General features: G+C 64.5%; 17 protein-coding genes. 8 read left to right on the top strand and 9 right to left on the bottom strand.

Annotated elements, in window-relative coordinates:
• The first annotated feature begins 132 nt into the window (after positions 1 to 132).
• Positions 133 to 1626 (top strand): YifB family Mg chelatase-like AAA ATPase, encoded by a 1494-nt coding sequence (locus tag IFT44_RS15810; RefSeq protein WP_192176204.1) that lies wholly within the window; start codon positions 133 to 135, stop codon positions 1624 to 1626.
• A 262-nt stretch (positions 1627 to 1888) separates the two neighbouring features.
• Here the strand turns inward: IFT44_RS15810 and amaA are convergent, their stop codons facing one another.
• Positions 1889 to 3175: an L-pipecolate oxidase gene (gene amaA, locus IFT44_RS15805; RefSeq protein ID WP_192176203.1), complete on the bottom strand. Its 1287-nt coding sequence runs from the start codon at positions 3173 to 3175 to the stop codon at positions 1889 to 1891.
• Positions 3176 to 3257: 82 nt separating this feature from the next.
• Entirely contained in the window at positions 3258 to 4748 is a 1491-nt protein-coding gene (gene amaB, locus IFT44_RS15800) for an L-piperidine-6-carboxylate dehydrogenase (protein WP_192103112.1), read from the bottom strand.
• A gap of 131 nt (positions 4749 to 4879) precedes the next feature.
• Between amaB and IFT44_RS15795 the strand changes: the two genes are divergently transcribed.
• Positions 4880 to 5767: a LysR substrate-binding domain-containing protein gene (locus IFT44_RS15795; RefSeq protein WP_192103109.1), complete on the top strand. Its 888-nt coding sequence runs from the start codon at positions 4880 to 4882 to the stop codon at positions 5765 to 5767.
• 121 nt (positions 5768 to 5888) lie between these two features.
• A complete protein-coding gene (gene hglS / locus IFT44_RS15790; protein WP_192176202.1) occupies positions 5889 to 7262 on the top strand; it encodes a 2-oxoadipate dioxygenase/decarboxylase HglS in 1374 nt (457 codons plus the stop codon).
• 24 nt (positions 7263 to 7286) lie between these two features.
• On the opposite strand, the gene IFT44_RS15785 is transcribed toward hglS, so the two are convergent.
• Positions 7287 to 9278 (bottom strand): methyl-accepting chemotaxis protein, encoded by a 1992-nt coding sequence (locus IFT44_RS15785; protein WP_192059360.1) that lies wholly within the window; start codon positions 9276 to 9278, stop codon positions 7287 to 7289.
• A gap of 224 nt (positions 9279 to 9502) precedes the next feature.
• On the opposite strand from IFT44_RS15785, the gene IFT44_RS15780 reads away from it, so the two are divergent.
• Positions 9503 to 10882 (top strand): NorM family multidrug efflux MATE transporter, encoded by a 1380-nt coding sequence (locus IFT44_RS15780; RefSeq protein WP_192055108.1) that lies wholly within the window; start codon positions 9503 to 9505, stop codon positions 10880 to 10882.
• Here IFT44_RS15780 and IFT44_RS15775 read toward each other — a convergent pair.
• Positions 10863 to 12533: a putative bifunctional diguanylate cyclase/phosphodiesterase gene (locus IFT44_RS15775; protein WP_122479944.1), complete on the bottom strand. Its 1671-nt coding sequence runs from the start codon at positions 12531 to 12533 to the stop codon at positions 10863 to 10865. The genes IFT44_RS15780 and IFT44_RS15775 overlap by 20 nt on opposite strands.
• Positions 12534 to 12747: 214 nt before the next feature.
• On the opposite strand from IFT44_RS15775, the gene rep reads away from it, so the two are divergent.
• Together rep and IFT44_RS15765 are read left to right on the top strand one after the other, a co-directional pair.
• Positions 12748 to 14757: a DNA helicase Rep gene (gene rep / locus IFT44_RS15770; RefSeq protein WP_122479945.1), complete on the top strand. Its 2010-nt coding sequence runs from the start codon at positions 12748 to 12750 to the stop codon at positions 14755 to 14757.
• 58 nt (positions 14758 to 14815) lie between these two features.
• Positions 14816 to 15388 carry a xanthine phosphoribosyltransferase gene (locus IFT44_RS15765; protein ID WP_122716026.1) on the top strand — a complete coding sequence of 191 codons (573 nt, stop codon included), beginning with the start codon at positions 14816 to 14818 and terminating at the stop codon, positions 15386 to 15388.
• A gap of 287 nt (positions 15389 to 15675) precedes the next feature.
• On the opposite strand, the gene IFT44_RS15760 is transcribed toward IFT44_RS15765, so the two are convergent.
• The 4 genes from IFT44_RS15760 to dadA form a co-directional block, all read right to left on the bottom strand.
• The gene (locus tag IFT44_RS15760) at positions 15676 to 17607 is read right to left on the bottom strand and encodes an acetyl-CoA hydrolase/transferase C-terminal domain-containing protein (RefSeq protein ID WP_122479947.1); all 1932 of its coding nucleotides are present in this window, start codon (positions 17605 to 17607) and stop codon (positions 15676 to 15678) included.
• An 11-nt stretch (positions 17608 to 17618) separates the two neighbouring features.
• Positions 17619 to 18167 (bottom strand): cupin domain-containing protein, encoded by a 549-nt coding sequence (locus tag IFT44_RS15755; protein ID WP_122479948.1) that lies wholly within the window; start codon positions 18165 to 18167, stop codon positions 17619 to 17621.
• A 138-nt stretch (positions 18168 to 18305) separates the two neighbouring features.
• Entirely contained in the window at positions 18306 to 19373 is a 1068-nt protein-coding gene (gene alr, locus IFT44_RS15750; protein WP_192176201.1) for an alanine racemase, read from the bottom strand.
• Between the two features lie 74 nt (positions 19374 to 19447).
• On the bottom strand, positions 19448 to 20749 hold the full coding sequence (gene dadA, locus IFT44_RS15745; protein WP_185794671.1) for a D-amino acid dehydrogenase: 1302 nt from the start codon (positions 20747 to 20749) through the stop codon (positions 19448 to 19450).
• 156 nt (positions 20750 to 20905) lie between these two features.
• On the opposite strand from dadA, the gene IFT44_RS15740 reads away from it, so the two are divergent.
• The gene (locus tag IFT44_RS15740) at positions 20906 to 21394 is read left to right on the top strand and encodes an Lrp/AsnC ligand binding domain-containing protein (RefSeq protein WP_043192202.1); all 489 of its coding nucleotides are present in this window, start codon (positions 20906 to 20908) and stop codon (positions 21392 to 21394) included.
• Between the two features lie 12 nt (positions 21395 to 21406).
• Here the strand turns inward: IFT44_RS15740 and IFT44_RS15735 are convergent, their stop codons facing one another.
• Entirely contained in the window at positions 21407 to 21760 is a 354-nt protein-coding gene (locus IFT44_RS15735) for a YkgJ family cysteine cluster protein (protein WP_122479951.1), read from the bottom strand.
• Positions 21761 to 21870: 110 nt separating this feature from the next.
• On the opposite strand from IFT44_RS15735, the gene IFT44_RS15730 reads away from it, so the two are divergent.
• Positions 21871 to 23163 (top strand): NAD(P)/FAD-dependent oxidoreductase, encoded by a 1293-nt coding sequence (locus IFT44_RS15730; RefSeq protein ID WP_192176200.1) that lies wholly within the window; start codon positions 21871 to 21873, stop codon positions 23161 to 23163.
• The last annotated feature ends 18 nt before the right edge of the window (positions 23164 to 23181 follow it).

Raw genomic sequence — 23181 nt, 5'->3', positions numbered from 1 at the left:
GCGAGGTGAACTGACAGCAACTTCCAATCAGTAGCACCGTGAATCACTTCCCCACTGGCATACCCGCCCTCATCCACTACCCTCGCACCACCACCGCAGGAAGCGGTTCATCTTTCAACGCATGGAGCATGCATGTCTCTCGCTATCGTTCACAGCCGGGCTCAGGTGGGTGTGGGTGCGCCTGCGGTCACGGTCGAGGCGCATCTGGCCAATGGGCTGCCGGCGCTGACGCTGGTGGGGCTGCCGGAGGCCTCGGTCAAGGAGAGCAAGGATCGGGTGCGCAGCGCGATTCTCAATTCGGGGCTGGAGTTTCCGGCGCGGCGGATCACCCTGAACCTGGCGCCGGCGGATCTGCCGAAGGACGGCGGGCGGTTCGACCTGGCCATTGCGCTGGGTATCCTGGCGGGCAGCGGGCAGATTCCGGCCATTACCCTGGATAACGTGGAATGCCTGGGCGAGCTGGCGCTGTCGGGCGCCGTGCGGCCGGTGCAGGGTGTCTTGCCCGCTGCCCTCGCCGCTCGCGATGCGGGGCGAACGCTGATCGTGCCCAGGGATAACGCCGAAGAGGCAGCGCTGGCCTCGAACCTGACGGTGATTGCCGCGGATGATCTGATGCAGCTGGTCAGTCACTTCAATGGGCGCAACCCGATCAGTCCTTTCAATGCCAATGGCCTGCTGCTGTTGAGCAAGCCTTATCCGGACCTGAGCGAAGTGCAGGGCCAGGTTGCGGCCAAGCGTGCGCTGCTGGTGGCCGCTGCTGGCGCGCACAACCTGTTGTTCAGCGGCCCACCGGGAACGGGCAAGACCTTGCTCGCCAGTCGATTGCCCGGATTGCTGCCGCCGCTGGACGAGCGCGAAGCGCTGGAGGTGGCGGCCATTCAGTCGGTGGCCAGCCATGTGCCGCTGAAGAACTGGCCGCAGCGGCCCTTTCGGCATCCTCATCATTCGGCCTCGGGCGCTGCCTTGGTAGGCGGTGGCAGTCGGCCGCAGCCAGGAGAAATCACCCTGGCGCATCATGGCGTGCTGTTTCTCGATGAATTGCCGGAGTTCGACAGGAAGGTACTGGAAGTCTTGCGCGAACCCCTGGAAAGCGGAGAGATCGTGATTGCGCGGGCGCGGGACAAGATCCGTTTTCCGGCGCGGTTCCAGTTGGTGGCGGCGATGAACCCGTGCCCGTGTGGGTATCTGGGTGACCCCAGCGGCAAATGCCAATGCGGCAGCGACCAGATTCAGCGGTACCGCAACAAGCTGTCCGGGCCGTTGCTCGACCGGATCGATCTGCATCTGACGGTAGCGCGCGAGGCGACGGCGCTGAGCCATGTGCCACAGGCGGGTGAGAATACGGCCAGTGCTGCCAGCAAGGTGGCCGAGGCGCGCGAGTTGCAGAGTCGGCGTCAGGGGTGTGCCAATGCCTTTCTCGATCTGCCGGGGTTGCGCGAGCATTGCAGGTTGTCGGTCGAAGATGAGCGCTGGCTGGAAACCGCCTGTGAACGGCTGACGCTGTCGCTGCGGGCGGCGCACCGGTTGTTGAAGGTGGCTCGTACGCTGGCGGATCTTGAGCAGGCGAAAGACATCGAGCGGACGCATGTGGCGGAGGCGTTGCAGTATCGGCCGTCGGCGCAGTGATCGGTAAGACGCCAGGCGTCATTGCGTTTCAGCACGCCCATCGGGGATACCGCCGACGCGGCTTGCGCCGCTGCTACAGGGGATTGGGTATTCATTCATCACCACGTCGGTCGTGAATGCGGTGTTCGGGGCTCACCACGCCGGCGGGGGATTGCGATACCTCTGTAGCAGCGGCGCGAGCCGCGTCGGCGGTGGGTGCGGTGTATCTGTCGGGACGCGATCGGGGCCAACGCGGCTTGCGCCGCTGCCACAGGGGTTGAGGCTACAAAACCACGCGCAGGACTTGGCCGGCGTGGTAGAGCGAGAAGCCGGTTTCATAGACGCCGGTGCGCAGGCTCGGTACCGAAACGGGTTTATCCGTGCAGAACGGCAGGGGCAGCCTGTCGGCCTGGCCATGCAGCAGAAACTGCGCCAAGGCCTTGCCCACGACGGTGCCGGTGGTGTTGCCGCGGCCGTTGTAGCCGGTGACCGAAACCAGCCCCGGGGCGGGTTCGAACAGGCGCATGAGGTGGTCGGGGGTGAAGTCGATGCAGCCGGTCCAGTGCATTTCCCATTCGACCGTGCCCAGTTGGGGAAAGTAATGGGTCTGGATGCGGTCGGCCCAGCGGCGGATGAACCAGGCCGGCTTGTTGTCCACGCGGCCCATGCTGCCGAGCAACAAACGGCCATCGTCGTCACGGCGAATGCTGCTCAGTACCAGGCGGGTGTCCCAGGAACCCTGTCCGTGTTTGAGCACGGCGTCTGCCGCGGCCGAGTGCAGAGGCTTGGAAGCCACCTGGTAGTAGTAACCACGGAAGAACTGGCCATGCAGGTTGCACCAGTCGCCTTCGGTGTAGGCGCCGGTGGAGATCAGTACCTTGTCGGCGTTGACTTCGCCTTTGGCAGTCTTGACCAGCCAGCCACCACCCTGCTGTTCCAGGCCCAACACCGGCGAGTGCTGGAACACCTGCCCGCCCAGGCGCTCGACGGCCGAGCCCAGGCCACGGGTATAAGCCATGGGGTTGATGGTACCGGCGCGCCGGTCGAGCAAGGCCGCTTCGATCTTTTCAGTGCCGCAGTAGTCCACGCATTGCGCCCCGGTGAGCAGCTCGACGTCGGCGCCGCGCCGCTGCCATTGCTCGCAGCGCGATTTCAGGTCGGCCACGCCATTGGCGTTGTGAGCCATGTGCAGGGTGCCGTCGTTGTGCGCCTGGCAGTCGATGCCATAGCGCTTGATCAGCGCGAACACTTCAGCCGGCGCGCCGCCGAGCACGCTGTTGAGACGACCGCCCACCGCACTGCCCAGGGTCTGCTCGACTTCGTCGGGCGGAATCCAGGTGCCGGCGTTGACCAGCCCGACGTTGCGGCCCGAGCCGCCGGTGCCGATTTCACTGGCATCGAGCAGCACCACACGCTTGCCCTGCTCCAGCAACTCGATGGCAGCGCACAACCCGGTGATGCCGCCGCCGATCACGCAAACGTCAGCGCGTAATGCACTGGCCAGCCCAGGAGTGTGGGCAGGTTTGGCGGTGACGTGTTCCCAAAGACATTGTTGCCGTAGTTCGCTCATGACTCATTCCAAGCCAGGGAAATCGGGTTCGGACCGCGCCGTCGTCATCGCGGGCAGAGCCCGCTCCCACATCACTCAACCATCAATCAAACACGATGCCCTGGGCCAGCGGCAGTTCGCGCGAGTAGTTGACGGTGTTGGTCTGGCGGCGCATGTAGGCTTTCCAGGCATCGGAGCCGGATTCGCGTCCGCCGCCGGTTTCCTTTTCGCCGCCGAAGGCACCGCCGATTTCCGCGCCGCTGGTGCCGATGTTGACGTTGGCGATGCCGCAGTCGCTGCCCGCTGCGCTCTGGAATCGCTCGGCTTCACGCAGGTCGGTGGTGAAGATGCACGAGGACAGGCCCTGTGGCACTTCGTTGTTCAGGCGCAGGGCCTCGTCGAAGTCTTCGTAGCTCAATACATACAGGATCGGCGCGAAGGTTTCATGGCGCACGACATCCGATTGACCAGGCATTTCAACGATGGCGGGTGCGACGTAATAGGCGTTCGGGTATTGATCGGCCAACTGACGCTCACCGCCGAACACTTCGCCCCCCTCGTCACGCGCCTTGGCCAGGGCACCCTGCATGGCATCGAAGGATTGCTTGTCGATCAGCGGGCCGACCAGATTGTCCTTGCGTGGATCGCCGATACGTACCTTGGCATAAGCCGCCTTGACCCGAGCAACCACTTCGTCCTTGATCGAGCTGTGCACGATCACCCGGCGCAAGGTGGTGCAGCGCTGGCCAGCGGTGCCCACGGCACTGAAGAGAATGCCGCGCACGGCCAGGTCGAGGTCGGCGCTGGGGGCCAGGATCATGGCGTTGTTGCCGCCCAGTTCGAGGATGGTGCGGCCGAAGCGCGCAGCGACCCGTGGACCCACTTCGCGACCCATGCGGGTGCTGCCGGTGGCGCTGACCAGGGCGACGCGCGGGTCATCGACCAGCGCCTCGCCCGCTTCGCGATCGCCGATGATCAATTGCGCCAGGCCTTCGGGCGCATCGCCGAACTGCTGCAGGGCCTTGTCGAACAGCGCCTGGCAGGCCAGCGCGGTCAGCGGGGTCTTTTCCGATGGTTTCCAGATCACCGAATCACCGGCCACCAGGGCCAGGGCAGTGTTCCATGCCCACACCGCCACCGGGAAGTTGAAGGCGCTGATCACGCCGACCACGCCCAGCGGCTGCCAGGTTTCACGCATATGGTGACCTGGGCGCTCGGAAGCGATGGTCAGGCCGTACAGCTGGCGAGACAGGCCGACGGCGAAATCGCAGATGTCGATCATTTCCTGCACTTCACCCAGCCCTTCCTGGGTGATCTTGCCCGCTTCGACCGAGACCAGCTCACCGAGCTGGGCCTTGTGTGCGCGCAGGACTTCGCCGAACAGGCGCACCAGCTCGCCACGACGGGGGGCCGGCACGGTACGCCAGGCCAGGAAAGCGCTATGCCCCAGCTCGATCTTGGCCACGACCTGCGCCTTGGATTCCAGGCTCACCGAGGCGATCTGGCTGCCGTCGATTGGGGTGTGAACAGGATGGTTGCCATCCTTGAATGCACTCGCCGCAACACCCAGGCTTTCGAGCAGGCCATCGACCATTGTTTTCTCCTCACAAGGCTTTAACGATAAGAACGGATTGAGATCAGTATTAATCCGCAGGCCAGACCACCACAACGGAGCAATATTCCATATATCATTCCCTCACCTCATGACCTTGCGGCGATGCCTCCATGTCAAAACGCCTTGTTCCTTCGATGACGGCCTTGCAGTGCTTCGAAGCGGCCGCCCGCCACCTGAGCTTCACCCGCGCAGCGGAAGAACTGCACCTGACCCAGAGCGCGGTGAGCAAGCAGGTTGCGCAGCTCGAAGACATGCTGCGTCACCACCTGTTCCTGCGCATCCGCCGACGCCTGCAACTGACACCGGCCGGCTCGCTGTACCTGGCCGAAGTGAACAAGATCCTCACTCAGGTGGACATTTCCAGCCGCTACATCCTGTCCTACGGCGACGAAACCGAAGTGCTCACCGTCGCCACCCAGCCCAGCTTCGGCGTGGGCTGGCTGATCCCCAAGCTCAAGGGTTTCGGCAAGGCGCACCCCAATATCCATCTGGACATCCGCAACGAACTCGAGCCGTTCGCCTTGCTGCAGGCCAAGGCCGACGTGGGGTTTTTCTTCGGCCAGGGCACCTGGCCCGGAGCGACCTGCATCGAGTTGTTCGACGATCAGGTGGTGCCGGTGTGCGCGCCCGACCTGCTCGATCAGCCGCTGACCCACGCCGAACAGTTGGCCGAGCTGGTATTGATGCAATGCACGTCGCGCCCCGAGGCGTGGCACGAGTGGTTTCTGGAGCAAGGCCTGAGCGCCCAGAACAGCTACCACGGCCCGCGCTTCGATACCTTCTACATGTGCCTCAGCGCTGCCCTGTCCGGCTGTGGCGTGGCCCTGGTGCCGCGCTACCTGGCAGAGAACCACCTGGCCAGCGGCAACCTGGTCATGCCCTGGCCGCACACCATGAGCAGCCAGGGCGCGCATTTCGTCGCCTTTGCCGAACACGCCGCGGAAGTGCCGAAGGTGCGCGCGCTGGTCGACTGGATTCTGGGGCAGATCGCCCACTAGCGGCGCAGCATGAACGACAGCGAAGCCGACCTGCGGGAATGACCCCCGCACTTTTTTTCGCTTGATCGCGCAGGTCATTCCCCGCTTTCATACTTCCAGCCCTTTGCGCCAGGAGTTCGCCATGCCTTTCGTCAGCCCCGACCAGACCCGTGCCGCGTTTTCCCGCGCCATGTCCGAGATGTACAAGAACGAAGTGCCGTTGTATGGCGACTTGATGAGCCTGGTCGGCGAAGTCAATCGCCAGGGTCTGGAACAACAGCCGGATTTGGCCGCGTCCCTGGCGCGCACCGGCGAGATCGAGCGTCTGGATGCCGAGCGCCATGGCGCGATTCGGGTCGGCACCGCCGCAGAGCTGGCAACCATCGCTCGGCTGTTCGCGGTGATGGGCATGCAACCGGTGGGCTACTACGATCTCACCTCGGCGGGTGTGCCGGTGCACTCCACGGCATTTCGCGCGGTGCACGAACAGTCTTTGCAGGTAAGCCCGTTTCGCGTGTTCACGTCCCTGCTGCGTCTGGAACTGATCGAGGATGCCGCATTGCGCGAACAGGCCACCCACCTGCTGGCGCAGCGGCAGATATTCACCTCGCCGTGCCTGGCCCTGATCGAGCGATTCGAGCGCGACGGCGGCCTCGACCAAGCCGACGCCGATGCGTTCGTCGAGCAGGCCCTGGAAACCTTCCGCTGGCACCACGACGCCACGGTGACAGCGGACCAGTATCAACGCCTGCACGACGCCCATCGACTGATCGCCGATGTGGTGGCGTTCAAGGGGCCGCACATCAATCACCTGACCCCGCGCACGCTGGACATCGACAAGGTGCAGGCGCTGATGCCCGCGCGCGGGATCACACCCAAGGCCGTCATCGAAGGGCCGCCGCCGCGTCGCCATGCCATCCTGTTGCGGCAGACCAGCTTCAAGGCGCTGCAGGAAAAGGTCGCCTTCACCGATCAGGCCGCTGTCGCCGAAGGCAGCCACACCGCGCGCTTCGGCGAGATCGAGCAACGCGGCGCGGCGCTGACGCCCAAGGGGCGTGCGCTGTACGATCGCTTGCTGAACGCCTCGCGCAGCGCGCTTGCCGGGTTCCCCAGCGAGACCAATGCCGACGAGTACATGCGTCTGCTGGGCAAGCAGTTCAGTGAGTTTCCGGATGATCTGGGCCAGATGCGCGAGCAGGACCTGGCGTTCTTTCGCTATTTCGCCAGCGGCCAGCCCAGCGCGGGCCAGACGACGCTGAAAGGTCTGCTGGACAATGGCGCGATTCGCTGCGAGCCCTTGGTCTACGAAGATTTCCTGCCGGTCAGCGCCGCAGGCATCTTCCAGTCCAACCTGGGCGACGATGCCCAGGCCGACTATGGTTTGGGGTCGAGCCAGGAGGCGTTCCATCAGGCCCTGGGCCGAACGGTACTCGACGAGCTCGCGCTGTACGCCCAGACCCAGCAGCGCTCGCTGGACGACTGCGCCCGCGCACTGGGCCTTGCCGCGCTGAACTGAGGCCGGTCGCGGCGGAGCCTGCCGCTAGCGGGCACCGCCTACACGGAAACGGTTCACTTCCTGGCGCAGCTCTGCGGCCAGGCCTTCCAGCTCGCGGGCGGTCTGGGCCAGGTTGGACACCACCTCGCGCTGCTCGCCGTTGGTCATGGCAATGCTCTGCAGGTTGCTGCTGAGCATGGTGGCCGTGCTGCTCTGCTCCTGGGTGGCGGTGCTGATGGCATCGAACTGATTCCCGGCCGAACGGCTCTGCTCGTCGATCTGCGCCAACGCCTGGGCGACCTTGGCGTTGCGCGTCAGGCCTTCGCGCATCAACACGTTGCCTTGATCCATGGTGCTGATGGCGTTGGCGGTTTCCTTCTGGATGCTGCTGATCATGCCGGAGATTTCATCGGTGGCCTGACGGGTGCGCGAGGCCAGGCTGCGCACTTCGTCGGCGACCACGGCAAAGCCCCGGCCCTGCTCGCCGGCACGGGCCGCTTCGATGGCGGCGTTGAGGGCCAGCAGGTTGGTCTGCTCGGCAATCGAGGTGATCACACCGACGATGCCGCCGATTTCCTGCGAGCGCTGGCCCAACGTGTTGATCACCCCAGCGGTGCTGTTCAGCGCGCCGGCGATCTGCTCGAGAGAATTGGACGCCTCGTCCATGGAGGTTCGACCGATGCGGGTCTGCTGGGCGTTGTCCTGGGCCATCCGCTGGGTGTGGCCCATGTTGTCGGCGATATCCAGGGACGTCGCACTGAATTCCTCGACCGCGCCGGCCATGCTGGAAATCTCGCCGGACTGGTGCTCCATGCCCTCGTAGGCGCCCGCCGACAGGCTCGACAACGTTTGCGCGCGGCCACTGACTTCATGGGCGGCATTGCGGATGTGCACGACCATGTTCGACAAGGCTTCGCCCATGTGGTTGAAACTGCTGGCCAGCTGGCCTATTTCGTCATGGCTGGACACCTTCAGGCGTGCATCGAGGTCACCCGCGCCCAGGGCTTCGGCCTGGCGCACCAGTTCGCCCAGAGGCCGCAGCTTGCTGCGCAGCAGCCAGATGGCTGCGCCCACGGCGATCAGCATGGCCAGCAGGCTGCCGATCGCCAGTTGCGTCCCTACGCTCCAGGTCACGGCATTGATTTCTGCCTTTGGCATGCTCGCCACCACGCTCCAGGGCCCGCCCGGGAATGTCACCGCTTCGGAGAAGATGTCCTGCTTGCCGTCGTTCCACAACCGGCCCTTGCCATCCAGCAGTGCCAGGTCGGCCAATGCCTTGGCGGCAGCGTCCGGGTCGTTGACGTTGGCTGGCGCTACCAGCCAGCGATTCTGCTCGTCGAGCAAGGCCAGCGAGCCGGTCTGGCCGATGCGGAAGCGCTGCAGGTTGGCGAACTGGGTGTTCTGCGCGTCGGTGTAGTCGAAGCCGACGAACAATACCGCGATCACTTGGCCCGAGCCGTCGCGCACCGGTGTGTACTGGGTCATGTAGGAACGCTCGAACAGCACCGCACGGCCGATGTAATTCTGGCCGTCGAGCAAACGCTGGTAGGCGGGATGGGCATGGTCGAGCGCGGTACCGATCGCGCGGCTGCCATCCTGCTTGGTCAGGGAAGTACTGATGCGCACGAACTCGGCGCCGCTGCGCACGAACACCGTAGCGACACCCGCTGTCAGCTGCTTGAAATCGTCGACTTCCTTGAAGTCGTTGTTCAGGGTCTGGCTGCCCAGGCGCAGGCTCGGTGTCTGCTGGTTGGCCACGGTGACCGGGCTGCTGGCGTCCACGCTCAGGCCGCCGGCGAAGCGCTTCTCGAACAGCCCGCTCAGGCGCTGGGTGCTGTCGCGCAGGGTGCTGTGGAAGGTGCTGAGCTGGTCGGCCAGCAGCCGCGCCTCGCTGGCCATGTGCTGTTCGCGGATGGCCAGGTTGGCGATGTCCAGCGAACGCAGGGCGAAGGCGGTGCTGCCGGTGATGACGATCGCGAGGATCACGGCCAGGGCAATGCCCAGCTGCGTGGCGATACGAGCGCGAGGTTGAGACATGTGAAGCTCCTGGGAAACGTGTACGTGGCAGGCAGTGCCAGGGATGGTCCAGACCTTTCTTGCACCTGCCATCCTTGATTTTATTGGTACTGCTACATCGGCGATCCAAAAGAATACTTGAGCGCCGCACTGCGACATGAACGTTACACATCACATTTGCGTTGCGCTGCCACAAGGCTGAGAATCTTGCGTCCCACCCCTGAGCCGACCGAGCCGGATTCATCATGCAGCCCACCGTACGTATCGAACTTCAGGCCCTGCTTCGGCTGGCGGGGCCGCTGATCGCCTCGCAGCTGGCACACATGCTGATGGTCCTGACCGACACCCTGATGATGGCCCGCCTGAGCCCCGAGGCGCTGGCTGGCGGCGGCCTGGGGGCGGCCAGCTATTCCTTCGTCTCGATTTTCTGCATCGGCGTGATCGCTGCAGTCGGCACCCTGGTGTCGATCCGCAAGGGTGCCAACGACCAGCAAGGCGTGGCGCGCCTGACCCAGGCCGGGTTGTGGCTGGCATGGGGCATGGCGGCGGTGGCGGCGGTTCTGCTGTGGAACCTGGGGCCGGTCCTGGCCATGCTCGGGCAGACTCCGGCCAACGTCGCTTTCGCCACCCAGTTCCTCTTGCTGCTGCCCTTCGCGCTGCCAGGCTTCCTGAGCTTCATGGCGCTGCGCGGCTTCACCGCCGCGCTGGGTCGGGCGACGCCGGTGATGGTCATCAGCATCATTGCCACGGTAGCCAACTACCTGCTCAACCATGCGTTCATCGAGGGCCTGTTCGGCTTGCCCAAACTGGGCCTGGTGGGCATCGGCATGGTCACCGCGATCGTCAGCAACCTGATGGCCATCGCCCTGGCGCTGTACATCCGCTATCACCGTGCCTACACGCCCTACCCGCTGCTCAAGGGTCTGGCCCGGCCGAACCTGCCGGCCTTGCGCGAGTTGTGGCGATTGGGGCTGCCGATCGGTGGCACCTACGCCGTGGAAGTCGGCCTGTTCGCCTTCGCCGCACTGTGCATCGGCACCATGGGCAGCACGCCCCTGGCAGCGCACCAGATTGCCCTGCAGATCATCTCGGTGGCTTTCATGGTGCCTGCCGGCATGTCCTACGCGGTGACCATGCGCATCGGCCAGCACTACGGCGCCGGGCACTTGCTGGCTGCGCGCCTGGCCGGGCGGGTCGGCATCGGCTTCGGTGCGGTGGTGATGCTCGGCTTCGCCCTGCTGTTCTGGCTCGCACCGGGCCCTTTGGTGGGTGTCTTTCTGGACCGCGCCGATCCGGCCTTCCACGGTGTCATCGAGCTGGCCATCAGCCTGTTGGCGGTGGCGGCCTGGTTCGAGATGTTCGACGGCATCCAGACCATTGCCATGGGCGCCATTCGCGGCCTCAAGGACGCCAAGACCACGTTTCTGGTGGGGCTTTTCTGCTATTGGGCAATCGGTGCGCCAGCGGCCTGGAGCCTGGCGTTCCACTTCCAGCTGGGTGCGGTGGGCGTGTGGTGGGGGTTGGCGCTGGGCCTGCTGTGCTCGGCCTGCACCTTGACCTGGGCGTTCGAGTGGCGCATGCGCCGACTGCGCCGCCTGGCTGGGCCTACGGCGCTGGCGACCTGATGGCCTGGGCCTGGCCGAATCGCAGGAATGCCTGCAGCTGCTCCAATGGCAGGGGCCGGCTGATCAGGTAACCCTGCACCTGATCGCAGCCGAAATCGCGCAGCAACGCCAGCTGCTCGGGGGTTTCGACGCCCTCGGCGACGACCTTGAGGTCGAGGTTGTGCGCCAGGTTGATCATGGCGTGAACCAACTTGCTGTTTTCCGGACGCTGCTCCATGCCACTGACGAAGCTCTTGTCGATCTTGAGCAAGGCGATCGGCAGGCTGCTCAGGTGGACGAACGAGGAGAAGCCGGTGCCGAAATCGTCGAGGGAGAAACGCACGCCCAGGCAGCCCAAGGCGTCCATGGTCCGCTTCACCAGGTCGTTGCGGCGCATCACGGCGGTTTCGGTGAGTTCGAATTCCAGCCAGCCGGCGTCGATGCCGCGCTCGGCGATCAAGCGCCCCAGAGTGCTGAGCAGCTGGCTGTCCTGGAACTGCCGGAACGACAGGTTGATTGCCATGTGCAATGGTTCGAAGCCACCATCGCGCAAGGTCTGCATGTCGCGCAGGGCGCGGGCAATCACCCAGTAACCCATCGGTACGATCAGCCCACTCTGCTCGGCCAGGGGCACGAATTCGCCGGGGGCAAGCACGCCACGCTCGCGGTGGCGCCAGCGCACCAGGGCCTCGAGACCGACGATGGTATTGCCGCTCAGGTCCAGCCGCGGCTGGTAGTGCAGCTCCAGCTCGTCACGCCGCAGGGCGCGGCGCAGCTCGCTTTCCAGGTCCGCCAGGCTGCGCGCGTGACGGTTGATGCGTTCGTTGAACAGATGATAGCTGCAGCCCTGGGTGCTCTTGGCCTGCTGCATGGCGATGTGCGCATGCCACATCAGCGGATCGGCGCCCGCACCGGCGCGGGCATGGGCGATGCCCAGGCTGCAGCCGATCAGCAGGCTTTCGCCGTCCACGTAATACGGCTCGGCCATGGCCTCGATGATGTTGGCGGCCAGGCGTTCGGCGCGCGATGGATCGCGCCGGGTGTCGAGCAACAAGGCGAACTCGTCGCTGCCCAGGCGAGCGACCTGATCGCCCGCCTCGAGCTGCTTCTTCAGGCGCGCCACCACCTGCAGGATCAGCCGATCGCCGGCCTGATGCCCAAGTGCATCGTTGGCATGGCGGAAGTTGTCCATGTCCAGGTGGCCCAGGGCTACGCCGCGGCCCTCCTGCTCGGCCAGGCGCGCGGCAAGCAGTGTCTGGAAACCGGGGCGGTTGGCGATGCCGGTCAGCGGGTCCTGCTCGGCCAGGCGCTGCAGGGTGTCCTGCAGCACGCCACGCTCGCGCACATGGCGCAGGCAGCGGCGCAGCGTGTCGCTGGTGAGTTCGCCCAGCACCAACCAGTCGCTGGCACCCGGCGGCGGTTCGTCCGGCTCCTGGGTCAGCAGCAGCACGATCGGCAGCGCGCAACGGCCGGGCGCCGGCAGCAGCGCGGTGGTGGTCAGCAGCAAGGTGCCGGGCTGGTTGTCGAAGTGCGCGGCCACAGGATCCCAGGCGGACGCCTCGATCAATGTGGCCACATTGCCAAGGGTCGCCAGACACTCACGCAGCGACGTGGCCCAGGTGCGATCCTGGGCCAGCAGCAACAGCCGCGCGGGTTCGACAGGCGTAGACAAACGAGCTCCTTGGGACAGTTTCACAGTCATTCGATAGCGCTTAAAAACGGCCTCGCCAGCAGCTCGGGGCAGACCCAATCCACAGTACGTGTCAACGTGTAACCACATCCTGCTGCAAAGTCGGCAAACCGGCAAATTTTAATGGATCTGCGGTCGCGGCACAGTTGAACCAGCGGTGCTAAAATGCGCGGCCATTTCGTCAGTGACTCCCGTCATGTCCCGACTCAACCCCCGGCAGCAAGAAGCCGTGAACTACGTCGGCGGCCCTCTTTTGGTGCTCGCCGGTGCAGGCTCCGGCAAGACCAGCGTGATCACCCGCAAGATCGCCCATCTGATCCAGAACTGCGGTATTCGTGCCCAGTACATCGTCGCCATGACCTTCACCAACAAGGCGGCGCGCGAGATGAAAGAGCGCGTCGGCAGCCTGCTGCGCGGCGGCGAGGGCCGCGGCCTGACCGTGTCGACCTTTCACAACCTGGGCCTCAACGTCATCCGCAAGGAACACGCGCGGCTGGGCTTCAAGCCAGGCTTCTCGATTTTCGACGAAGCCGACGTGAAAGCGCTGATGACCGACATCATGCAGAAGGAGTACTCGGGCGAAGACGGCGTCGACGAGATCAAGAACATGATCGGCGCCTGGAAGAACGACCTGGTCCTGCCGCCCCAGGCGCTGGAGCAGGCTCGCAACCCCAAGGAGCAGACCGCCGCCATCGTCTACAGCCACTACCAGCGTACGCTGCGCGCGTTCAACGCGGTGGACTTCGACGACCTGATCCTGCTGCCGGTCAAGCTGTTCCAGGACCACCCCGACGTTCTCGAAAAGTGGCAGAACAAGGTCCGCTACCTGCTGGTGGACGAATATCAGGACACCAACGCCAGCCAGTACCTGCTGGTGAAGCTGTTGATCGGCACGCGCAACCAGTTCACCGTGGTCGGCGACGACGATCAGTCGATCTACGCCTGGCGTGGCGCGCGTCCGGAAAACCTGATGCTGCTCAAGGACGATTACCCGTCGCTGAAGGTGGTCATGCTGGAGCAGAACTATCGCTCCACCAGCCGCATCCTGCGCTGCGCCAACGTGCTCATCTCGAACAACCCCCACGCGTTCGAGAAACAGTTGTGGAGCGAAATGGGTCACGGCGATGAAATCCGCGTGATCCGCTGCCGCAACGAAGATGCCGAGGCCGAGCGGGTGGCCGTCGAGATTCTCAGCCTGCACCTGCGCACCGACCGGCCCTACAGTGACTTCGCCATCCTCTACCGGGGCAACTACCAGGCCAAGCTCATCGAGCTGAAGTTGCAGCACCACCAGATTCCGTATCGCCTGAGCGGTGGCAACAGCTTCTTCGGGCGTCAGGAAGTGAAGGATCTGATGGCCTATTTCCGCCTCATCGTGAACCCGGACGACGACAATGCCTTTCTTCGCGTGATCAACGTGCCGCGTCGGGAAATCGGCTCGACGACCCTGGAGAAACTCGGCAACTATGCCACCGAGCGCAAGATCTCGATGTACGCGGCCACCGACGAAATCGGCCTGGGCGAACATCTGGACGCCCGCTTCACCGACCGCCTGGGCCGCTTCAAGCGCTACATGGACAAGGTCCGCGAGCAGTGCGCCGGTGAAGACCCGATCGGCACGCTGCGCAGCATGATCATGGACATCGACTACGAGCAGTGGCTGCGCACCAACAGCTCCAGCGAGAAGGCCGCCGACTACCGCATGAGCAACGTGTGGTTTCTGGTCGAGGCCTTGAAGAACACCCTGGAGAAGGACGAAGACGGCGCCATGACGGTCGAGGAAGCGATCGGCAAGCTGGTGCTGCGCGACATGCTCGAACGTCAGCAGGAAGAAGAGGACGGCGCCGAGGGCGTGCAGATGATGACTCTGCACGCCTCCAAGGGGCTGGAGTTTCCCTACGTGTTCATCATGGGCATGGAAGAGGAAATCCTGCCGCACCGTTCCAGTATCGAGGCCGACACCATCGAGGAAGAACGCCGCCTGGCGTACGTGGGCATCACCCGCGCGCGACAGACCCTGGCGTTCACCTTTGCCGCCAAGCGCAAGCAGTACGGTGAGATCATCGATTGCGCACCCAGCCGCTTCCTCGACGAGCTGCCGCCCGACGACCTGGCCTGGGAAGGCAACGACGATACGCCCACGGAAGTCAAAGCCGTGCGCGGCAATACTGCATTGGCCGACATCCGCGCCATGCTCAAACGCTGAATTCAACCCTGCCCGGGCCACAGCCGGCCCGCGCACATTGGTACATCGAGGAACCACCGTGGAAGCTCTGCACAAAAAGATTCGCGAAGAAGGCATCGTGCTTTCCGATCAGGTATTGAAGGTCGATGCCTTTCTCAATCACCAGATCGATCCGCTCTTGATGCAGCAGATCGGCGACGAGTTCGCTCGCCGCTTTGCCGATGCCGGGATCACCAAGATCGTCACCATCGAGGCCTCGGGTATCGCGCCGGCGGTGATGGCCGGGCTGCGCCTGGGCGTGCCGGTGATCTTCGCGCGCAAGCATCAATCTCTGACGTTGACGGAAAACCTGTTGGTGGCTTCGGTGTATTCGTTCACCAAGCAGACCGAAAGCACCGTGGCCATTTCGCCGCGTCATTTGAACAGCAGCGATACCGTGTTGGTGATCGATGATTTCCTGGCCAACGGCAAGGCGTCGCAGGCATTGATTTCGATCATCAACCAGGCCGGTGCCAAGCTGGCCGGGCTGGGTATCGTCATCGAAAAATCCTTCCAGGGCGGCCGCGCCGAGCTCGATGCACAGGGCTATCGCGTAGAGTCCCTGGCGCGCGTGCAGTCGCTGGCCAACGGCGTCGTGACCTTCCTGGAGTGACCTGATACACCGCATCCAGCCCTTCGCGGCCGATGACCGCTCCTACGGCGAGCATCATCGGCCTGCGTAGACGCGACCCATGACCGCTACGGCGAGCATCATCGGCCTGCGTGGGAGCGACCCATGACCGCTATGGCTGGCATCATTGGTCTGCGTAGGAGCGACCCACGACCGCTATGGCTGGCATCATTGGCCTGCGTAGGAGCGGCCCATGACCGCTACGGCGAGCATCATTGGCCTGCGTAGGAGCGGTCATCGGCCGCGAAGGGAGCCACGCGGTGTAGCGCCTAGAACACCGGGGTTTCGGTCTCCTGCAGGGCGGCCAGTACCAGGCGCTGGTAAAGCTCTTCGCGCAAACCCTGCGGCTGGTCCAGCGCCATGCGCTGCAGGTGCAGCGGGTAGCGGTTGGCCGGGGGCGCTTCGAGCGCTGCCTTGCCCAGCTCGAGCATTTCGCTGAGCTTGAACTTGCTCTTGAGCCAGTTCAGCGCCCGCAGCAGGTCCTTTTCCTCATCGGTGAAGTCACACCCCAGCGGATACTCCGGAAACAGTGGAGCATGCCGCTCGCGAATCGCCTGCAGACGCTCGCTGGTGTTGTTCGCGAAGCGCGGATCGAGCACGAAATCCCGGCTCAACTTGCCGGCACGCTGGGCCTCGTCGATCAGGCTGGGCTGAAAGCGCGAATCGCTGATGTTGATCATCGCCTCGATCACCTCGGCGTCGGTACGCCCACGCAAGTCGGCGATGCCGTACTCGGTCACGACGATGTCGCGCAGGTGCCGTGGAATCGTGCAATGGCCGTAGTCCCACAGCACGTTGGAACTGATCACCCCCGCCGACTCGCGCCAACTGCGCAGGATCAGCACCGAACGCGCGCCTTCCAGGGCATGCCCCTGCACGACGAAGTTGTATTGCCCGCCGACCCCGCTGATGACCCGACCGTCTTCGAGCTGGTCCGACACCGCCGCACCCATGACCGTGGCCGTGAACACGGTGTTGATGAAGCGCGCGTCGCGCCGTTGCAGACGCTTGAGCTGCTCGTCGCCGTACAACTCGTTGATGTAGCTGATCGCGGTCATGTCGAACTGCGCAAGGCTGGCCGGGGGCAGCTCGCGCAAGCGCTCATAGAAACTGTTCGGCCCGAGGAAGAAACCGCCGTGCACCACCACCCCGTCCCGGTCCTCGTCGGCGTGCAGCACACCGGCGTTGGCCGCCGCCTGGCGAGCCACGTCGGGATACACCTTGCGGCGTATCACGCCTGCTTCGGCCAGGGCCAGCAGGCCGTTGACGAACATCTCGCTGCAACCGTACAGGCCGGTAGCGAAAGGCTCCACCCCACCTTCGGCCTGGATCAGCGCCTGCCAGGGCGACAGATCGAGCTCAGCGAGCAGCGCCCGGTAGCCGCCGTTGTCCGCCTGGCGCGCGAGCAAGGCAGCGCTCAGCGCATCGCCCATTGCACCGATGCCGATCTGCAGGGTGCCGCCGTCGCGCACCAGGGTGCTGGCGTGCAGACCGATGAAGTGATCCTGCAGGCCGACCGGCATGTTCGGCGTCGAGAACAGCGTCGAGCGCTCTGCGGTATCGACCAGCAGGTCAAAGGCCGCGCTGTCGATTTCGGCACTGCCCGGCATGAACGGCAATGCCTCGTGGACCTGGCCCAGCACCAGGATGGTCTCGCCGGCAGCGCGACGCTTTTCGATCATCGGCAGCAGGTCCAGAGTGATGTCCGGATTGCAGCTCAGGCTCAGGCGACCGGCCTGCTCGGGGTGCTGGCTGACCAGTTGCGCTACCAGGTTCAGCCCCTTGGCATTGATGTCGCGAGCGGCGTGGCTGTAGTTGCTGCTGATATAGCTCTGCTGCGCCGTCGTGCTGCTCAACAAACTGCCCGGCTGCATGAAGAATTGCTGCACGCTGACGTTTGCGGGCAGCTCGTCACGGCGCAGGTCGGCGAGAAACTCGAACTCGGGATAATCACCGAAAACGCGCTCCACGAAGGGTTCGAGCAAGCGCTTCTGCAAACCGTCGCCCAAGGGTGGCCGGCCCAGCACCAGTGCGGTGTAGATCGTCAGGCGTCGCTGGGGAAGGCTCTTGATCCGAGCATACAGCGCGTTGACGAAGCGGTTGGGTTTGCCCAGGCCCAACGGCATGCCCATGTGAATGTGGGCAGGCAGTCGTTCGAGCACCTGGTCCACGGCTGCCTCGATGGAACATCGCTGGACCATGCCCAGGCTCCCTAGAAATTGGCCGGTGTGGCGGCGCTGATAAGGCGTGCCGGCGTATCGAACGGATTGCGGAAGCGATGCGGCTTGCTGCTTTCGAAATAGTAGCTGTCGCCCTCTTCCAGCACGTAGGTGTCCTGGCCGACCACCAGTTCCAGGCGCCCTTCCACCAGGATGCCGGTCTCCTCGCCCTCATGCATGAGCATTTCCATGCCCGTATCGGCGCCGGGTGGATAGACCTCGCTGAGAAAGGCAATGGCCCGGCTTGGATGGGCCTTGCCCACCAGCTTCATGGTGACCGCGCCGTCGGAGATATCGATCAGCTCACTGGCCTTGTACACCACCTGGGTTGGCCGTTCGGCCTGCAGCTCTTCGGAAAAGAACTCGACCATGGACATCGGGATCCCGCCCAGCACCTTGCGCAGCGAGCTGATCGAGGGGCTCACGCTGTTCTTCTCGATCATGGAAATGGTGCTGTTGGTGACGCCCGCCCGTTTGGCGAGTTCACGCTGGGACAAACCCTTGAGTTTGCGAATGGCTTGCAGTCGTTCGCCGACGTCCAATGCGTAAGCCTCCTGGAATGCTGTGCAGTTCATGATGGCCGGTATCATGGCAACAGCGTTCGGGATTTACAACACATTGGCAGGCGCCGCCGCGGCACATGGGCGCAACGCGCCCTGGCCGTGGCGCCAGAGGTTGCCTTAGAGGTACTGCAGAGGCACCCGGCGCAGGTTGCAGAAGATCTGGTAGGCGATGGTCCCGGCAGCATGGGCCACGTCGCTGGCCAGCACCTGCTTGCCCCACAGTTCGACCGTGCTGCCGACGCCGGCATAGGGCACATCGGTCAGGTCGACATTGAGCATGTCCATCGACACCCGCCCTGCCAACCCGGTGCGTACGCCGTCGACCAGCACCGGCGTCCCGTTGGGTGCCAGGCGCGGGTAGCCATCGGCATAACCCATGGCCACCACGCCGATTCGGCTCGGCCGCTGGGTGACGAAGCGCGCACCGTAGCCCACGGCCTCCCCGGCAGGCAGCTCACGCACGCTGATGACCTTGGATTGCAGGGTCATCACCGGCTGCAGAGCGGCGCTGGCAGGCGTGGCGGTTTCGAACGGTGTGGCACCGTAAAGCATGATGCCCGGACGCACCCAGTCGCTGGGGATCCGCGGCCAGCCAAGCACGGCCGGGGAATTGCGCAGGCTGATTTCGGCTGACAGGCCTTGGCGCGCCGTGTCGAATACCGCCAATTGCTCGGTACTGCTCGGGCAGTCCAGTTCATCGGCGCGGGCGAAATGGCTCATCAGCACGATCTTGGCCACCTTGCCGCTGGCCAGCAGGCGCTGATAGGCGCTCTGGTAATCCTTGGGGTGCAGGCCCACGCGGTGCATGCCCGAGTCGAGCTTGAGCCAGACCTGCAGCGGCTGGCTCAACCGCGCCTGCTCGATGGCTTCGAGCTGCCACAGCGAGTGCACCACGCACCACAGCCCATGCTCGGTGATGAGGGGCAATTCGCTGGCTTCGAAAAAACCTTCGAGCAGCAACACCGGTGCCTCGATGCCAGCCGCGCGCAGTTGCAGGGCTTCCTCGATGCAGGCCACGGCGAACCCGTCCGCTTCGCCCTCCAACGCCTGCGCGCAGCGCACTGCACCGTGACCGTAGGCGTCGGCCTTGACCACTGCCAGTGCCTTGGCCCCGCTCATTTCACGCGCCAGGCGATAGTTGTGGCGCAGGGCCGAAAGGTCGATCGAGGCGCGAGCTGGACGCATGGCGGGCTTCTTGTGCAAAAGTTGACGAAGTCGCCCGGTTGTATACCGAACCGGGCGAGGAGCAGGTGTGAAACTTACGAGTGCGCCGGCGCTGACTGGCCTCGGCGAACCGTGTCGTACGGCTGGCCGTAGCGCGATATGTCGAGACCGGCAGCGCTGATCTGCGGCGTTTTACGCGCGATCAGGTCGGCAAGCAAGCGCCCCGAGCCGCACGCCATGGTCCAGCCCAGGGTGCCGTGACCGGTGTTGAGAAACAGGTTCTTGAACGGTGTGGCACCGACGATCGGCGTACCGTCGGGGGTGGTTGGCCGCAGCCCGGTCCAGAAACTGGCCTGGGCCAGATCGCCCCCCTGTGGGTACAGGTCATTGACGATCATTTCCAGGGTCTCGCGGCGACGCGGGTTCAGGCTCAGGTCGAAACCGGCGATTTCGGCCATCCCGCCCACGCGGATACGGTTGTCGAAACGGGTGATCGCGACCTTGTAGCTCTCGTCGAGAATGGTCGAGGTCGGCGCCATCGCCGGGTTGATGATCGGCACGGTCAGCGAATAGCCCTTGAGCGGGTAGACCGGCGCCTTGATGCCCAATGGCTTGAGCAACTGCGGCGAATAGCTGCCCAGTGCCAGCACGTAGCGGTCGGCGGTTTCCAGCTTGCCGTCGATCCATACACCGTTGATGCGGTCACCGGCGAAATCCAGGCGCTCGATGGCCTGGCCGAAGCGGAACTGCACACCCAGATCCTTGGCCATCTGCGCCAGGCGGGTGGTGAACATCTGGCAATCGCCGGTCTGGTCGTTGGGCAGGCGCAGGGCGCCGGCCAGAATGCCGGTCACCGATGCCAGGGCCGGCTCGACGCGGGCAATGCCCTCGCGGTCGAGCAATTCGTAGGGCACGCCGGACTGTTCCAGAACGGCGATGTCCTTGGCCGCGTTGTCCAGTTGCGCCTGGGTACGGAACAGCTGAGTGGTGCCCAGGGTGCGGCCTTCGTAGGCGATGCCGGTTTCCGCGCGCAGCTCGTCGAGGCAGTCGCGGCTGTACTCGGACAGGCGCACCATGCGCTCCTTGTTCACCGCATAGCGGCTGGCGGTGCAGTTGCGCAGCATCTGCGCCATCCACAGGTACTGGTCGACATCGCCGGTCAGCTTGATCGCCAGCGGTGAATGGCGTTCCAGCAGCCATTTGATCGCCTTGAGCGGCACACCCGGCGCCGCCCAGGGCGAGGCATAGCCCGGCGATACCTGCCCGGCATTGGCGAAGCTGGTTTCCATGGCGACGGCCGGCTGGCGATCGACCACGGTCACATCCATGCCCTGCCGAGCCAGATAATAGGCACTGACGGTGCCGATCACACCACTACCGAGTACCAGAACGCGCATGTGTGTCGCCCTCATCGCGGAAATCCGCTGACGTAAGATGTTAGGTCCGAAGATGTGGGCAGTATAAAAAGGTCCAGCCAGTGCTTTTCACTGTATGCAAGGCTATATTTGGCGACAATTCTCGGCCATCAGCGCTTTAACGGAGGGGCATCGCCTGTGCGTACCCAGCACCAGAGCAAACGCGAACTCGACAAGATCGACCGCAACATCCTGCGCATCCTGCAGGCCGACGGACGCATGTCGTTCACCGAACTGGGCGAGAAGGTCGGCCTGTCGACCACACCGTGCACCGAGCGAGTCCGCCGCCTGGAGCGCGAAGGCATCATCATGGGCTATTACGCCCGGCTCAATCCGCAGCATCTGCGCGGCAGCCTGCTGGTGTTCGTCGAGATCAGCCTGGACTACAAGTCGGGCGACACCTTCGAAGAGTTTCGCCGCGCCGTGCTCAAGCTGCCCCATGTGCTGGAATGCCATCTGGTGTCGGGTGACTTCGACTACCTGGTCAAGGCACGTATCTCGGAGATGGCGTCCTACCGCAAGCTACTGGGCGATATCCTGCTCAAACTGCCCCACGTGCGCGAATCCAAGAGCTACATCGTCATGGAAGAAGTGAAGGAGAGCCTGAACCTGCCGGTGCCGGACTGATCCACAGATGCTTCAGACCAGCACCTGACGCGTACTGGCGATCAGCTTGTGCACCTGATGTTCCACGGCAGGGTCGATCAGCTCGGTGGGGCGCCGTCCGTTGGGGCACGGCAATGTCGGCGTAGTCCCGAACAGCCGGCAGATCAGCGGGCGCTCCTCGTACACCGTGCATCCCTGCGGCCCCAGGTGCACACAGTCGAGGCGGGCCATCGCGGCCTCCTGCTCGGCGGCCGTCTTGCGCGGCAGCCGGGCCATTTCCTCGGACGATGTGGTCACCGGACCGCAGCAGTCGTGGCAGCCCGGCACGCATTCGAACGAGGGAATCTGCTCGCGAAGAAAGCGGAGCTTGTGGCTGTTGCAGCTCATGACGGGTCACCTGGTGGGCAAGGCGCCATTGTGCCGCGCGGTTGCCGCCATGGGAAACCCCGGCTTATGCTGCGTCAGGTTTTCCACACACTGCCATCAGGACCCTATCCATGAACGCTCACGCCGAGCACGCCGCTTCGTACTACGCCGCCAGCCTGCACCGGCAGCCGGTATACCCGCCCCTGCTGGGTGAGGTCAGCGTCGACGTCTGCGTGGTGGGCGGCGGTTTCTCCGGACTCAATACCGCGATCGAGCTGGCTCTGCGCGGGCTCAGTGTCGCGCTGCTCGAAGCCCACCAGATCGGCTGGGGCGCCAGTGGGCGCAACGGCGGGCAATTGATTCGTGGGGTCGGCCACGGCCTGGAGCAGTTCCGCAAGGTCATCGGCGACGGCGGTGTGCGCGACCTGACCCTGATGGGGCTGGAAGCGGTCGAAATCGTGCGCCGGCGCATCGACCAGCATCGTATCGAGTGCGACCTGACCTGGGGCTACTGTGATCTGGCCAACAAACCGGCCCAGTTGCAGGGCTTCATGGAAGAAGCCGAGGCGCTGCGCAGCCTGGGCTACGCGCATGAGTTGCAGATCGTCGAAGCGCAGGACATGCGCAGCGTGGTCGGGTCGGATCGCTACCACGGCGGCCTGGTCGACATGGGCTCCGGCCACCTGCATCCGCTGAACCTGGCCTTGGGCGAAGCCGAGGTGGCGCGGCAGCTCGGCGTGCAGCTTTTCGAGCACTCGCGGGTGACACGCATCGAGTATGGCCCGCAGGTGCGCGTGCACAGCGCTCAGGGCCAGGTACGGGCACGCTACCTGGTGCTGGGCTGCAATGCCTACCTGAACGATCTCAACCCACAGCTGAGCGGCAAGGTGCTGCCTGCAGGCAGCTATATCATCGCCACCGAGCCGCTGGATGCCGAGCAGGCGCGGCAGTTGCTGCCGCGCAACACGGCGGTGTGCGACCAGCGCGTGACGGTCGACTACTACCGGTTGTCTGCCGATCGGCGCTTGCTGTTCGGCGGTGCCTGTCACTATTCAGGGCGTGACCCGAAGGATATCGCCCAGTACATGCGGCCCAAGATGCTCGAGGTGTTCCCGCAACTGGCGGATGTGCGCATCGACTATCAGTGGGGCGGCATGATCGGCATCGGCGCCAACCGTTTGCCGCAGATCGGCCGGCTCAAGGAACAGCCCAACGTGTTCTATGCCCAGGCATACTCCGGGCACGGCCTGAACGTTACCCACCTGGCCGGCAAGCTGCTCGGCGAGGCCATCAGTGGCCAGGCCAGCCGCGGCTTCGACCTGTTCGCCAAGGTCCCGCACATGACCTTTCCCGGCGGTCGCCACCTGCGCTCGCCGCTGCTGGCGCTGGGCATGCTCTGGCACCGGTTCAAGGAACTGGGCTAGCGCTGCGAACGCTGCAGC

The sequence above is a fragment of the Pseudomonas sp. CFBP 13710 genome (genome assembly GCF_014842235.1).
Taxonomy (GTDB): domain Bacteria; phylum Pseudomonadota; class Gammaproteobacteria; order Pseudomonadales; family Pseudomonadaceae; genus Aquipseudomonas; species Aquipseudomonas baltica.
The sequence above is the reverse complement of the archived record's forward strand: the minus strand, read 5'-3'. Positions and strand labels throughout refer to the sequence as shown.